General features: G+C 34.9%; 14 protein-coding genes and 1 tRNA gene. 7 read left to right on the forward strand and 8 right to left on the reverse strand.

Annotated features, from left to right (window positions below; genetic code table 11):
• Nucleotides 1–26: 26 nt before the first annotated feature.
• Complete coding sequence (nadC, locus tag C5F50_RS09585; protein WP_179371133.1) at nucleotides 27–845, forward strand: carboxylating nicotinate-nucleotide diphosphorylase; 819 nt, start codon at nucleotides 27–29, stop codon at nucleotides 843–845.
• Here nadC and C5F50_RS09590 read toward each other — a convergent pair.
• Together C5F50_RS09590 and nadA are read right to left on the reverse strand one after the other, a co-directional pair.
• Complete coding sequence (locus C5F50_RS09590; protein WP_246282024.1) at nucleotides 842–1,264, reverse strand: tetratricopeptide repeat protein; 423 nt, start codon at nucleotides 1,262–1,264, stop codon at nucleotides 842–844. The genes nadC and C5F50_RS09590 overlap by 4 nt on opposite strands.
• On the reverse strand, nucleotides 1,251–2,207 hold the full coding sequence (nadA, locus tag C5F50_RS09595) for a quinolinate synthase NadA (protein WP_179371135.1): 957 nt from the start codon (nucleotides 2,205–2,207) through the stop codon (nucleotides 1,251–1,253). Before nadA ends, C5F50_RS09590 begins: the two co-directional genes overlap by 14 nt.
• Before the next feature lie 143 nt (nucleotides 2,208–2,350).
• Here nadA and C5F50_RS09600 point away from each other — a divergent pair, with 143 nt between their 5' ends.
• Complete coding sequence (locus tag C5F50_RS09600; protein WP_179371136.1) at nucleotides 2,351–2,494, forward strand: hypothetical protein; 144 nt, start codon at nucleotides 2,351–2,353, stop codon at nucleotides 2,492–2,494.
• A 50-nt stretch (nucleotides 2,495–2,544) separates the two neighbouring features.
• On the opposite strand, the gene C5F50_RS09605 is transcribed toward C5F50_RS09600, so the two are convergent.
• Nucleotides 2,545–3,363, reverse strand: coding sequence for an aspartate dehydrogenase (locus C5F50_RS09605; RefSeq protein ID WP_179371137.1), 819 nt, complete (start codon nucleotides 3,361–3,363; stop codon nucleotides 2,545–2,547).
• Between the two features lie 23 nt (nucleotides 3,364–3,386).
• Nucleotides 3,387–3,968, reverse strand: coding sequence for a PEFG-CTERM sorting domain-containing protein (locus C5F50_RS09610; RefSeq protein WP_246282025.1), 582 nt, complete (start codon nucleotides 3,966–3,968; stop codon nucleotides 3,387–3,389).
• Between the two features lie 120 nt (nucleotides 3,969–4,088).
• Here C5F50_RS09610 and C5F50_RS09615 point away from each other — a divergent pair, with 120 nt between their 5' ends.
• On the forward strand, nucleotides 4,089–5,066 hold the full coding sequence (locus C5F50_RS09615; RefSeq protein WP_425340042.1) for a hypothetical protein: 978 nt from the start codon (nucleotides 4,089–4,091) through the stop codon (nucleotides 5,064–5,066).
• Nucleotides 5,067–5,256: 190 nt separating this feature from the next.
• Here C5F50_RS09615 and C5F50_RS09620 read toward each other — a convergent pair whose 3' ends face one another.
• From C5F50_RS09620 to C5F50_RS09635, 4 genes are all read right to left on the reverse strand, one after another.
• A complete protein-coding gene (locus C5F50_RS09620) occupies nucleotides 5,257–5,481 on the reverse strand; it encodes a hypothetical protein (RefSeq protein WP_179371138.1) in 225 nt (74 codons plus the stop codon).
• A gap of 2 nt (nucleotides 5,482–5,483) precedes the next feature.
• Nucleotides 5,484–6,599 (reverse strand): IS6 family transposase, encoded by a 1,116-nt coding sequence (locus C5F50_RS09625; RefSeq protein WP_179371139.1) that lies wholly within the window; start codon nucleotides 6,597–6,599, stop codon nucleotides 5,484–5,486.
• Between the two features lie 336 nt (nucleotides 6,600–6,935).
• A tRNA-Leu gene (locus C5F50_RS09630) sits at nucleotides 6,936–7,007 on the reverse strand.
• A 1-nt stretch (nucleotide 7,008) separates the two neighbouring features.
• On the reverse strand, nucleotides 7,009–7,653 hold the full coding sequence (locus C5F50_RS09635; protein WP_179371140.1) for a hypothetical protein: 645 nt from the start codon (nucleotides 7,651–7,653) through the stop codon (nucleotides 7,009–7,011).
• A gap of 297 nt (nucleotides 7,654–7,950) precedes the next feature.
• Here C5F50_RS09635 and C5F50_RS09640 point away from each other — a divergent pair, with 297 nt between their 5' ends.
• The 4 genes from C5F50_RS09640 to C5F50_RS09655 are packed head-to-tail and all read left to right on the forward strand — an operon-like array spanning nucleotide 7,951 to nucleotide 14,296.
• Complete coding sequence (locus C5F50_RS09640) at nucleotides 7,951–9,048, forward strand: DNA double-strand break repair nuclease NurA (RefSeq protein WP_179371141.1); 1,098 nt, start codon at nucleotides 7,951–7,953, stop codon at nucleotides 9,046–9,048.
• A complete protein-coding gene (locus tag C5F50_RS09645; protein ID WP_179371142.1) occupies nucleotides 9,048–10,631 on the forward strand; it encodes an ATP-binding protein in 1,584 nt (527 codons plus the stop codon). Before C5F50_RS09640 ends, C5F50_RS09645 begins: the two co-directional genes overlap by 1 nt.
• Nucleotide 10,632: 1 nt before the next feature.
• Nucleotides 10,633–11,886, forward strand: a complete 1,254-nt coding sequence (locus C5F50_RS09650) for a metallophosphoesterase family protein (RefSeq protein ID WP_179371143.1) — start codon at nucleotides 10,633–10,635, stop codon at nucleotides 11,884–11,886.
• Nucleotides 11,876–14,296, forward strand: coding sequence for an AAA family ATPase (locus tag C5F50_RS09655; RefSeq protein WP_179371144.1), 2,421 nt, complete (start codon nucleotides 11,876–11,878; stop codon nucleotides 14,294–14,296). Before C5F50_RS09650 ends, C5F50_RS09655 begins: the two co-directional genes overlap by 11 nt.
• The last annotated feature ends 124 nt before the right edge of the window (nucleotides 14,297–14,420 follow it).

The following is a 14,420-nucleotide window of genomic DNA, read 5'->3' on the forward strand; positions in this document are numbered from 1 at the left end:
AAAATCACATTAACATTCTAACAATAATGTTGTCATTTAATTCTAAAAAACAATTACTACAATTTCTTACAGAAGACATAGGATCTGGAGATATAACAAGTGTCCTTCTACCAAAGAAAAGGATTTCAGCTAAAATAATTTCAAGAGAAAATGCAATTGTAGCAGGAGTAGTTTATGCAAAAGAGATTTTCAAATTAAAAGGATGTAATGTAAAAATTGTTAGAAAGGATGGCTCTAAAATAAAACCCAATCAAACTATAATGACAATTAGTGGGGACGCAGGGAAAATTCTCACATGTGAGAGAACTGTATTAAATCTCCTTACAAGAATGAGCGGAATTGCAACTCAAACAAATGAACTTGTAAAAAAGATCCCAACAAAAACAAAATTGTATGCAACTAGAAAAACAGCTCCAGGACTTAGATATTTTGATAAAGAGGCAGTAGAGATAGGCGGAGGCAAAAAACACAGACTACGACTGGATGAAATGGTGATGATCAAAGACAATCATATTGCAGTTGAGGGCTCGTTATTATCATTAATTAAAAAAGCAAAGAAAAAATACAAAAAATTTGAAGTGGAAGTTGAAAATACATCAGATGCAGTTCTTGCAGCAAAAGAGGGAGCAACAATAATCATGCTAGATAACTTCTTACCTGCACAAATCAAGAAAACAATTCAAGTACTCAGAAATGAGAAATTGCGAGGCAAAGTATTACTTGAAGCATCAGGCGGCATTAATTCTAAAAATATTGCAAGTTATGGAAAAACAAAAGTAGACATCATATCAGTTGGAAGTATTACAAATTCTGTCAAAGGAATTGATATGAGTTTGGAAATTTAAGAATTCAATTCTTCTAGTAAAACAAGTACTGCCTTGTTTTTTGGATCAATTTCTTGAATTTTTTCACAACACTGAATTGCCCTTTTATTCTCACCTAATTTCTGATGAGAGTATGCTTTGAGCAATAAAACTTCAACATCATAAGAAGCGATTTCGAGTGCTTTATCAAAATAAGATATTGCAGTTTTGTATTTGTTTTGCAAATGGTAAATTCCGCCCATAGTAAACAAAATATCATGATGATGCGGAACTTTGTGCAAAAAATCTTTACCTGATTTTAAGGCAGCGTCATATTTTTTTTCTTTAACTAGTTTTTTTATCTCTTTGAGTTTTTCAATGTTTTTTTTCTTTTGAGGATCTCTTGGAGTTCTACTAAATAATCCAACCAAAATAGTCCACTCAATCTTAGCTGATTTCAAGCATTCTATTAATTGCTAAACGCGCCTTATCGGCAATCTCTTTTGGAACGGTGACAACATTTTTTTCATTTACCAGCGCATCATATACTTTTTCAAGGGTAATCATCTTCATGTATTGGCATTCAGCTTTCTCTGATGCAGGGATGAATGTTTTTCCAGGATTTTGCTGCCTCATTTTATACAAGATACCAGTCTCTGTTGCAACAACAAAGTTTTTTGATTGTGATTGATGGACATGATTTAGCATTCCCTCTGTGGAAAGAATTGAAACTTTTTTGCCATCATAACTTCCATCTGCAACATCATACATCATAGGAGTCGTACAACTGCATTCTGGATGAATAACAAATTCTGCATCTTTCATAGAATTTAATTTTTCAGTTACATCTTCAGGAGTAATTCCTGCATGGACATGGCATTCTCCTGCCCAGATATGCATGTTTTTTCTTCCAGTCATTTTTGCAACATAAGAACCAAGGAACATATCAGGCAAAAATAATATTTCTTTTTCTTCAGGTATTGCCTTTACAACATTAACTGCATTTGATGAAGTACAACAATAATCAAGTTCGGCTTTAATTTCTGCAGTGGTATTAACATAACCTACTGCAATTGCATTAGGATGTTGTTTTTTCCAATTACGCAATTCTTCAACAGTGATTGAATCAGACAATGAGCATCCAGCCTCTAAATCAGGAAGTAGTACTTTTTTGTCAGGACTAATAATGGCAGCAGTTTCAGCCATAAAGTTTACACCACAAAACAAAATTGTCTTTTGGTCTACAGTAGCAGCTTGCCTTGAAAGACCTAAAGAGTCACCTGTAAAATCAGCAATATCCTGTACATCAGGAATCTGATAATTGTGTGCCAAAATTACTACGTCTTTTTCCTTCTTGAGTTTTAGAATCTCTTCTTTAAGCTGGGATGACTGTTGAACTAACATAGACCACAAAATTTTGCGTTTGTGAGGATTTAAAGAATGGGAAGTAGTCCAGAATTCTCTAAAAAGATAGCTAATGTGGCAAGAATTTCCCCTTTTCAGATTACTACCTCATGATATAAACAAAGGTAGAAAATTAACCAATTATGGGAAAGCGAATTACAGTAATAATAGATGATGGCATTGTAAAAAAACTTCGTGAAAAACAAGCAAAGAAGATCAAAGAGTCCTCAGAGTCAGTGAGTTTCTCCAGGGTTTTAAATGAAGCATTACGTAACAGTATGAAATAATTACAAACGGTTGATATTCAATTGAAATCAGCAAATATGATTTTGTTATACTATGTACCAATCTGAATATCATCAGAACAGTATTTTCTTAGAGTTTCAATTGCAGACAAAATTGCCAATCTGCTTGTTTTAGGATTATTAGAATCAGGAAAATTCTCAATTGTAAAGTTCATCTTTCCAAATTTTCCTTCAGCCTCAATGTGATGGGTGTTTTTGTCAGTATCAGGATCAGCGATAATTTTCACAATTGTTTTTTCACTTCCTATTCCAGATAATGAAAGAAGGGCTGCAACATTGATGTTTGCAGGAAATAAAGAAACTGCTTGTTTTGCAGTTCCTTCAAAGATTGTTGTAGGAGAACAAATAGCATCCAAATCAATTTGAGAAGTTTCAAAAAACTTTGCACCCTTTAGGGAATGTGGATGTTTTGTTGTTGTAATAGATACAGACTCTAATTCATCTTTGACAGATTTAATTCCATCCAAACCGGCAATTGCACCAGAAGGAAGATAGATAGTTTTTTTGAAATGGTTGCAGGCATCTGATAAAATAGCATAGATTGATTCATCTAATAATGCACCAACACTCATTATCATCAAATCACGTTTATTCTGCAATACACTTAGTCCAACGTCTTTAACAGCATCTTGAGATGCAGCTTCGACTATGATGTTGACGCTATGAGACGACAAGAGATGCGAGTTTTCAACTATTTCAGGTTTTGAGTTTAATTTTGAGACAAGCTCAATTGCGGTTTCTTTTGATACGTCATAAACATGGGTAAGCATGCCAGGTATCTTTCCTGAATCAATTGCAAGTGCAATCTGAGTACCTATTGCACCACAACCCAACAAACCAATTTTTTTCAAGTGAATTTATTAGAAAAGGTCACTTAATTAATTCTAGTCCAATCTCTTACAAGAGGGTTCTTTTGTGCTACGTAAATTATTGCCATTATAGGAATTCCAAGAATCAAAATTGACAATCCTTCAAATTCTGGAATGACACGGGTTCCAATGATTTCAATATTTTTAGTGTCTTCTGAAATAATAAAACCAACCACATAATCATTAGGAAATTTCATCAAATCATATCTAGTATCAACGCCATCAACTAAAACTGTAAATTTTTCACCTTTAGCAGAAATTACATCAGTGGGAGCTCTTACCCAGAAATCAGTCTTTTCAGGAACATCATCCATAATAATTTCAATTGATTTTCTCTCTTCATTGATTTTCATAGAAGACAGTACTGGAATGGGATCATCAGAACCCATAGCATCAAAGCTTCCATGATACCCATAGTAAACATCGTAGGATTTTTCATCATACTCAAAAGTGACTTTTTCAGATTCTAATTGAGAGATGTCAAGGTACTGAGCATATGCATCAGAATTGAATATGTGCTCAGCAAAGGCATGACTGGATGAAGGTATTATCAAAAGCAAAAGAAATACAAAAACATAACGAATCAAGCAATAACAGTATAATTCTAACGCATATAACAAAAGAGTAAATTCTCAATTTTGATTTTCTAATTTGAATTCAAGTATGATTTATCACCAAATTATTTATGTAAAGAAATTCAAAAATTTATGATGAATTTTTCCCAAATTACAATAATTTGCAGTCTTTTTCTCCTAGTAATTCAACCATCATATGGCGACTTGGAATCACCTAGAAAACAAATGGAGCAAGGTACTCTAGCTCAAGATGTCATTTGCAAATCAGGATTAGAACTAGTAATCAGAACAAATGGGTTTGCAGCATGTGTAAGACCAGATACTGCAGATAAGATGCAAAAAATAGGAATGTTAATCATTCCAATAAAGTTTACAGATTTGGAAAAAGAGTTCAAATCAGTTTCTGCCTCAGAAGAAGAAATTGATACAGTTCCTGCATCAAGCATGTCAATTGTAAACTTCTACATAAAGGATCAAGATTTGAATGTGGCACACAATGGTGTTGAAGTAATATCAACACAAGGATTGTTTGAATTTACAATTAACGGAATTGAAATTAACGGTCCTCAAAAAATGATTGAGACAGGACCCAACACGGGTGAATTTTATGTCAGATTGGAGTTGCCAGAAACAATCAATGGAAAACCATTAAGTCAAGAGGATATTGTTCTCATAAAATACTTGGATGAATCGGATTTTGCCGGAGAGCGAAGAATTCTAGTAAAATCAGTTCCATTAACATCTACATTTGCCAAAGTTGAAACTTTTGGTGGCGGTTCCAGGATTGGTCACGAATTTACATTAAGAATTTACGAGCCTGATGCAAATAGGGACTCCAAAGATGAAGACAAAATTCCACTGAGTTCTTTTGAATACAGAGGTGACGGCGGCATTAGAACAACACTTGCAAACCCTAAATTTGATGCAAATTCCAGTTCATTAATTGAGACAGGTCCCAATACAAGCACGTTTGAAGTAAAGATTAAGATTCCAAGAGAATTAGACGGCAAAGTTATTCACATTGGAGACAAATATGAAATCAGATACATAGACAGAAGTACACCTTCGGGAACTGATGAGAAGATTATTTTGAAAGGAAAAATTGGATAAAGAAGACGATTCAGAGGTATTCAAGATTCACTGAGAAGATACTAGTCGACGAAGACAATGGATTGGACCTGAAAATTATACAGATAGGAGATTTTGAGGCTGGACAGTATCTGCAGTATACTAGTTTCATTTGAGCTGTGAACTACCACTCGCTAAAGCATCGTGGCTCTTCTTCCTGCTTCATCGAGCCTCAAAGTTGCTTTCGCAGACGTTTGTGGTTGTGGCTATCCCAACCCTGTGTCGGGGTCTCTATCTTTTCAGATTCAGGCGTTTGTATTTTGATGGTTCCCACAGTTCCTACGGTACCATATGTCATTGGTTTTCTTACACGCATATTGTATTTGAATATTTCATTGTGTGGTTCTGCTAACTTGTCGAGACCTGAAATACGGATCTTCTCTAGATTGAATTTCATACCTAGTTGGAATTTGCCTTGTGTAGGCTAGCGTTTTGGATTATTGTCTTCCATCTATTCTTGCCATCAACTTTTATCAATGCTTCCTCTGATGGGGTCTTTCCCTTTAATGCACCATGCTTTTTTGTAAAATTGTAGTATGCTTTCATTCCGTCAAGAATAGGAGTGTCTATTTTTTTTAGACCCCTGAATACCTTTTCTCTGTCTCTAATTTCACCGTTTAATCTCTCCATCTTGTTATTGTTCATATCACCTTGAATGTGGATATGTCTAGTATGTTGTGTCTTTTTTCCAAATATTCTCTTTGATGATTTTTTATATGCTGGGAGTCCATCTGTAATGAACTGAGTGGGATTTTTTCCTATTGCTTCTTTAGTGAGTTTTAGTAAATTGTCTGCATTGTGCTGAAATTTGGTGTCTGCCATGTCAGAAGCCAACCAATATCTAGTATCATCATCCATTGAAGCAAAAAGATATTTTTGTTCTCCATTCACTTTAATCCAAACCTCATCTGCCCTTACCCAATTTCCAGTTCTAGGAACTATCTCATTGAGATACTTTGAAACCATTGTAGAGTATTTGCAAATCCATTCGTATATTGTAACACATGATACCTCAATTCCCATCATCTCATAATGGTTTGAAATGTCACGTGTGGACATTCCAGAATAGTACATTTGTAACGCACCTGTAATCGTATTTACATCAAACCTTGTTTTCTCAAATCCATAGTTTGTTGAGAATTTCTTTTTACAGTCAAGACACTTGAAAATCTGCACGTTTCCATTCTTGTTCTTTCTAGTTCCCTTTTTGGTTATTCTGCCAGAGTCACAATACTTGCAAAGGTTAAGTGCTGAGCGTTCCATGATTCTAAAGATGTTGTTTCTATAACACTTGTTTTTCATGATTAGTTCCAATGTAATCTTGATGTGCTTACAATCTGCTTTTCTTGTGATGTGATCCATACACTCACAGATTAGACCGTTTCCAGTTCGTGATACGATATAGAATTTCTCTGGATTTGTCTGTGAACGAACCTTGAATTTGGTTGATTCAAACTGTGTTGCATAACCTGTTGATTCCATCATTTGTTTTGCTCTTTGTTCTCTCAAATTCATATATTATATTATACGTACGTATATTTATATTTAATTATTATACGTACGTATGATTTTTATACATGAATCAAACAGTTAGTCTATTGACAAGATGGAAAAAAGATGAGACAGAATTTCCAGTAAAACTGTCGTTTGACGGAACTAACAGCATGACGTGCAGGATACCCAAACCCATACTGGAATTACTGGGAGAGCCTGAAGGAATCAAGTTTGTTATTCAAGGCAAGCGTATAGTGGTCACAGGTAGCTAGTTACGTCATGGTACCGTACCATGTCGTCATGCCGAAGTTGCTTTTTTAAGTGAATGTTGTGTGTATAGAATATACAAGTAGTGGGTGGAGATGTCGGGACTTGAACCCGATATTGCACCGTCTGAAGGAGCTGGTTTACCAGTTAGCCTACATCCCCATTATCTTGTACGAGTTGGAGAGTTTTGAACTTTTAACGGTTCAATGCTATTCTCAAACTCCAACTCATTTACTTTTTGTGTTACAAGATAATGGATAATTTTTGAATTTGGTTTTCTTTTTTCTCTTAGATAACCTTCCAACAACAATACATCTATGATAGCTTTAATTCTTTGATTGTTGCTAACTACTCCTTTATTTACAAAAAAACTTTTTGGGATTGATTTAGTTGTAGGAAATACGTGTAACACTTTCCATAAAATTGAATTAGGATCTTCAATCTTTCCTATCTTTGCAAATGGTTTTGTCATACCATTTTTTATTAAAAATCCAAAATTTCCTCTTGAATCTTTGAAATAGTGGTAATAATGAATTGATTTTCCATTCTTAGGATTTGATTCTTTAATAGAAATGAGTTTGTATCCTACTGGAATTAATGTATCCTCATATTCTACATAACCTAACGTTGTTGATCTACGAATAAGTTTATCAATTTTTGTTTCATGTTGTAATTTTTCTTCATATTCAAATTTTTTCTTTAGTTGTTGATACAATTCTTTAACTTCATCATCATAGATGTCTATGCGTCTATCGCCAAATCGTATGGTAAAAGGTGGATTACTTATTAATCCTCTATCGGTTTCCAATGCTATTCTCGTTTATCTGTACGGCAAAATTGCTTAAAAGGTTTTTGACGTATTATATAACAACCCATATTCAGATCTTTGACAATATCGTCTTTTTGACATTTAATTCAGGTCTCGACAAGTTAGCAGAACCCATTGTGTTTTGTTTTGAGTTGTGGTGTGTTCGCTTTCATCCCAACCCCAAAGGGTTTGGGTTTTCCCGCTCACATTCTATAAATCAAGTGGAAACTCTGATAACTAACAGTCAGATTATTACTCTAGGAAAATATCATACCACTCAGAGGGGAGAAAATACACATGATTGAAGATCCAGTAAAAAGTTTGATTGCAGATCTTGGTGCTCATCTTTCACAAAAAGAGCACTCAGATATTGTCCTAAACAATGGGAATGGAAAGCAGTTTCTCATTGCACCATCTGAATTTGCAGAAATAAAGCCAATTGATTCACCTCGCAAAATTGCATTTGTAGATGGTGGTGATGGACCACTAGAAGAGTCACCGAACTTTTTGATAACAATTAATCGAGTATACTATTCATTGTTCCAGGGCAAAAAGAGAATAAAACCTAGAGCCAATCCACGAGTTCAGTTTTTCTCCAGTGTTACATCAAACATTCAAACCATCAATGGAAAGAAAACTGTCAGTTACGATACAAAGTTATTTCCACACACTACAGAAGATAAAAAATTCTTGCCTGCCGAATCTGATTTGACATCTAACACTGAAAGTACCACAGTACTTCAAGGCGCAAGACTGAATTCCTTGGGTCGCAGGTTCGCTGAATGGCAATTAGCAATTCATGTAGTCGAATCAGAATTAGAAAGAGATGACATGATAGTAATGGATGGTTCTCTGCAGACGCATTTTAAAAATGAGTCAAAGTATGCAAATAGATTGTATGACTTGGCAAAGAGTAAGGGAGTGATTGTTTGCGGTCTGGCAAAGACTAGCAGATTAATCACAGAGTCCGGTCACCCGTTACTTGCAAGAGTTGCAGAAATTTCTGAAGATGTTTCATTTGGAAAATGGTATGTAAAAATTGCAGAAGAAGTATCAGCTGACGATAGAGGATTCATGTTGGCAGTAAAGTTTCATCCACAATCAAAATTTGTATTTAGATTTGAGATTCTGCGAGAGCAGTTCTCAAAGATGAGTGATGAGGAGTTAAATTCAGTTCTTGGTAGTTTGGCTGAGAATTCCCAGGATGTAGCCATGATTGGCTATCCATATGGGGCAATTGACGCAGACAGATTTGCCCAAGTTAGGCGTGATGAATTGGGAATGTATCAGGGATTCATTCTATCTGAGAAGCTCCGCCATCCCGAATGGAAGAGATTGCAAAAGTACAGTGCAAGTCTGGGAGCACATGATGATCTTAATGGAGTGACCAGTTAATGGACGAGTTATCTGTAGTCGGTCAAGTAGTTGGCGGAAGCTTTGGAGATATAGTAATTCGACAAAAGGCGGGAACTGATTTGGAGATTGGTGATTTGATGGTTTCAGAAGAGAATGGTTCTTTTTTGATTTTACAAGTCTTTGCACTACAGTATGGCTCTCAGATTCAAGACAAGATGCAGCAGATGATGTCAGGTGTTAATTTGGAACAAGGCGTAGTTGATGCACATTTTTACGAGCCTGATTTTGTAAATTATGTTTTGGCTCGAATAAAGCCATTGGCACGAGTGTACAAAGAAAACAATGATGTTAAAATTCCAAAATCACTACCTTCGTTTTTTAACAAATTGCGATTGATCAGTAAGGACGATTTGAAATTCTTGCAAAAGGAGAAAGATTCGATATTTGTAGGATACATTAGAAGTGGAAGTAAAGTAATCAAAGAAGCTGAGGTTTGGCTGCCAGCAGAAGATGTATTTTCACACCACATGTTAATTCCTGCAACTACTGGTCGAGGCAAATCAAATCTGGTAAAAACAATCCTATGGCATGTACTAGATACAAACAAAGTTGGTGCATTGGTATTAGATGCACATGATGAATACTTTGGACGAGGTGGAATTGGATTAAAAGACCATCCCAAAGCCAAAGATAATTTGATGTATTACACACCATCAAATCCACCAGTTGGTGCTAATCGTTTAACAGTTAATTTGCAATCAATTAGACCTGAGCACTTTGAAGGGATTGCTGATTTTTCAGATCCACAATTTCAAGCAATTAGAATGGCATTTAGAAAATCTCGAAAAAATTGGATTCGGGATTTGATGCTAACTGATGCAGTAGATGCTGGAATGGAAAGCAGCAGTCAGAGTAGAGGCGAATTTGCAGCAGCCACAATGATGGTGGTTCAGAGGAAATTACGTCTGCTTTTGAGCCTGGAAAAAGATGAAGAAGGTGTCGTGTTTTCAAGACATGAGGTATTTGATAGTACAACAAAGGGTCTGAACACAGTAGATGGTATTGTAAAAGATATCGAGCAAGGAAAGGTTGTAGTTTTGGATACATCGCGATTAGGTGATGAGGCAGAATTACTAGTTGGAAATATCATTGCATCAAAGTTACTTGAAAAATACAAAGACGCCAAAGCCGGTGGGGAATTAGAAAGAAAGCCCGTAGCTACCATAGTAATTGAAGAAGCACCTCGCGTCATTGGTGTGGATGTATTGACATCAAGAAATGACAACATCTATTCTACAATTGCTAAAGAAGGGCGCAAATTCAAAGTAGGACTCACTGCAATTACACAACTCAGTAGTGTCATTCCAAAAACAATTCTTGCAAACATGAATACTAAAATCATTTTAGGAAACGAGATGAAGCAAGAAAGAGAGGCAATTATAGCTTCTGCATCTCAAGATTTATCTGAAGACGACAAGAACATTGCAAGCTTGGATAAGGGCGAGGCAATTATTACTAGCATCTTTGTGCCATTTGCGATGCCAATCAAAGTTCCTTTGTTTGAAGATATTGTAAAAGATAAAGGGATAATACCTGAATCTGGCAAGACAAAGGTGTTCTAGTTTGTACTTTGCGCATTTATCGGATATCCATCTAGGCTTTCAAAAACATGAATCATTGCAGAGAATAGAACAGCAAGTATTTGAAAAAGCAATGGATGAATGCATTAATCGTAAAATTGATTTCATTTTAATTCCAGGGGATTTGTTTCATGTGAATATTCCAGAGATGCGAGTCCAAAAGTATGCATTTGCAAAGTTTCGTCAAGTGTATGATGCGGGAATTCCAGTCTATGTAGTTTATGGGAGTCATGACTTTTCTCCAGTGTCAAATTCTGTAATTGATTTGCTAGCTGAAGTAGGCTACATTACTAAAGTCACTCGAGCTACAAGCAATGAGGATGGCACTATTTCTTTGAAATTTTTAATTGATGAGAAGACAGGTGCCAAGATTGCAGGACTTTCTGGCTTGAAGGTTGGAAAAGACAGGGAATGGTATGAAAAACTAGATAGGACTTTTGAGTCAGAATCAGGTTTTAAGATATTCCTATTTCATGGCGGAATTTCAGATATGAAGACCGAATCAGGCATGGATGGCGACCATATGCCTCTATCTTTGCTACCTAAAGGATTCTCATACTATGCAGGAGGTCACATGCACAAGTTCAATCACCAGTCATTTGATGGGTATTCTAATGTCATATATCCTGGAACTCTATTTGCAGGATATCATGCAGATTTGGAGGACAATGCAAATGGACAAAAGCGTGGATTTGTGCTAGTCGAGTTTGAGAAAGATGTCAAATCAGTTGAATTTATAGAGATACAAAATACTGCTTATGAAATTATTGAAGTTGATGCAAATAATAGAAAAGCAGAATCAATCAATCAGGAATTACTAGATAAAACAAAAGACATCGATCCTACAGACAAGGTTGTAATAATAAAGGTCAAAGGAGAGTTGACATCAGGCAAGACTGCAGATGTGGATATTTCTACAATCAGAGAAAATCTAAATTCACGTAATGCAATGGTAGTAAATGTAAGTAAGAACGGTTTAACATCAAAGGAATATTCCATTACAGAAGCCAAGGGGAATAACAAAGAAGAGATTGAAACAAATGTATTTTCAGAAAACATTGGACAATTACGATTTGAATATCAAGAGTTGCTAGGTGATGAAGGAATAAAACTTGCAAAAAAGTTACTTCGAGAATTAGGACAGCCTGCATTAATCAATGAGAAAAAGAATGAATACATTCCAAGAATTCGTGATAATGCATTTGCCATTTTAGGATTGAATAAGGATGATTCTTAATTCCATAATCATTGATAATATTCGAAGTTATGAGCACGAAGAGATAGAATTTCCTCAAGGAATTTCTTTGTTTGAAGGAGACATTGGTTCAGGAAAATCAACGGTACTCATGGCAATAGAGTTTGCATTATTTGGATTGGGATCTCAGAAAGCAGAATCACTTTTGGCAAAAAAGTCAGATTCGGGTAGTGTGATTTTGGATTTTTCAGTGGATGGTGAAAAGTATGAGATTAAACGAACACTTTTGAGAAAAAAATATGGAGTCAATCAGGATCCTAGACATTCCTGGATAAAGATTCAAGGAGTCAAAGAGCCACTATCCCCATCTGAATTAAAACAGCGAGTCTTGCAGATTCTCAAGTTTAATGAGCCTGCAGATCCTAAAGCTGAGAGTAAAATATTTCGATATGCCATATTTACTCCTCAGGAAGCCATGAAGGAAGTGCTTTTTGACTCTGGAAAACGTCTTGAGACCATTCGCAAGGCATTTGGAATTGAGGATTACAGCATTGCAAAATCTAATGCTCTTGAAGTACTATCTGAAATTAAAACCAAGGTTGCAGTTTTGCAGGAGAAATTCAGTGATGTAACAGAGTTGGAGTTGCAAATTAACCAGTCAGAAAAATTTGTTTCAGAGATTGAATCAGAGATTGCAAGAAAAAGATCACAGATAAAAACACTTGAGATCCAAGAAGTTGAGAAAAACACTCAATTAAAAAAATTGCGTGAAAAAAACAATGACAAAGTCAAGCTAGAATCAAAAAAAGAGAATTTGGAAGAGAAGATAGAGACAGGAAAGATACGAATTGAAACCATTGAATCTCAATTTGGAGAGTATGAAATTGAATTAAAAAGAAATAATGAAAAGATGGAAAAATTAATTGAGATAAAAAGACCAGAAACTAGTAAAAGTGCATCTGATTTAACATTAGAGATAAAGAAATTCCAGGAAATCAATAATGACTCAATCAGACTAGAGTCTGAGAAGAACAGTATTGCATTGGACATTGCAAGATTAAAAGAAAATCTAGGTGAGAAGATAAATTCAGACAAACAAGTAATGCAAAATGCATTAAATGATTTAGAGCAAGAAAAAGAATCACTAGAAAAGTTTGCAATAGAGATTAAAGAAAATCTAGACCTAGTCAAAGAGTCCAGAGTACAAAAAGAGACTCTTAAAAGAAGATTAGAAGACGAGATTGCTAAATTTTCAGCATTAGGAAATGCGTGTCCTACATGCAAGCAAGAAATTACTGAGAAACGTCATCATGATTTAGTCGATGAAAAGAAAAAAGAAGTTGATGTATTGAGTAGTGAATTGCAAACAATCATCGATTCATTTTTTGAATCAAATAAAAAATCAAAAGAGATTCAATCAAAGATAGAATCATACCAGCAAGAGATGTTGCAGATTCAGAGAATCATCCCAGGAATTGAAGAGTATGAAGGAAAATCTGCAAAATTATCAGAAATTGAGGCTAAAATCCAGGAATTGGACAAGAGATTATCAGAGTTTGAAGGAAGAAATCCCGTAGAGCATCTCACAGAACTCAAAGATGAACTAGTTGCATATGAGAATGCTTCTGAGCAAATCAAGCAAATTATTGAAGCAAGAAATAAAGTTGAAAAATTAATTGTAGAGCATCAAAAAGAAGCAGAGACAACAGAATCAGAAATTTTGCAAAGAGAATCAGAATTAAAAAAGATAGAAACAGAACTTGAAACATTTGAAGAAACCGACAAGGAAATTTCAGATATTGATGATGATCTTGGATTACTTCGAAAAGAGATTACCAAAGTTTCAAGTGTGATTGCAGCATCTGCTGAAAAACAAGACAATGAGAAATTGAAAATTAAAGAAAATCAAGCCAAAGTTGCAGAATCCAAAAGATGGGAGACAAAATACAAGAAATTTGCTCAATTCAAAGAATGGTTAGAGATGTTTTTTATTCCAACGATATCACAAATTGAAAAACAGGTGTTGTTATCAATTTTGCAGAATTTTAATGAAACCTATACTAGATGGTATTCAATTCTAGTTGAAGATCCTACAAAAGAATCCAGAATTGATGAGAACTTTACACCAATTGTAAATCAGGACGGATATGACCAGGAAATTGGATATCTGTCAGGTGGTGAGAAGACAAGTATTGCATTAGCTTATAGATTGACTCTAAATTCTCTAATGAGGAAAGAAACAGAATCAATGAAATCTAATTTGTTGATTTTAGATGAGCCAACTGATGGGTTTTCCAAGAACCAATTAGGAAAGGTCAGAGAACTACTAAACGAATTAAAATCAGAACAAATCGTGCTGGTCTCACATGAGAAAGAGTTAGAGGCATACGTGGATAATATTTTCCAAATTTCAAAGCAAAACGGAGTTTCAAAAATTAGTAAAATGAATTAGATATTTCAAAGACAAATAATGAGGCTCATTAGAATCATTCCAAGATCTTAAATTATTTAATAAAAATATGTTCATTGTTACTTTAGAATTCACAGATTGATATTTTAAGTTGTTATTATTTATT

It is taken from the genome of Nitrosopumilus ureiphilus (assembly GCF_013407185.1).
Taxonomy (GTDB): domain Archaea; phylum Thermoproteota; class Nitrososphaeria; order Nitrososphaerales; family Nitrosopumilaceae; genus Nitrosopumilus; species Nitrosopumilus ureiphilus.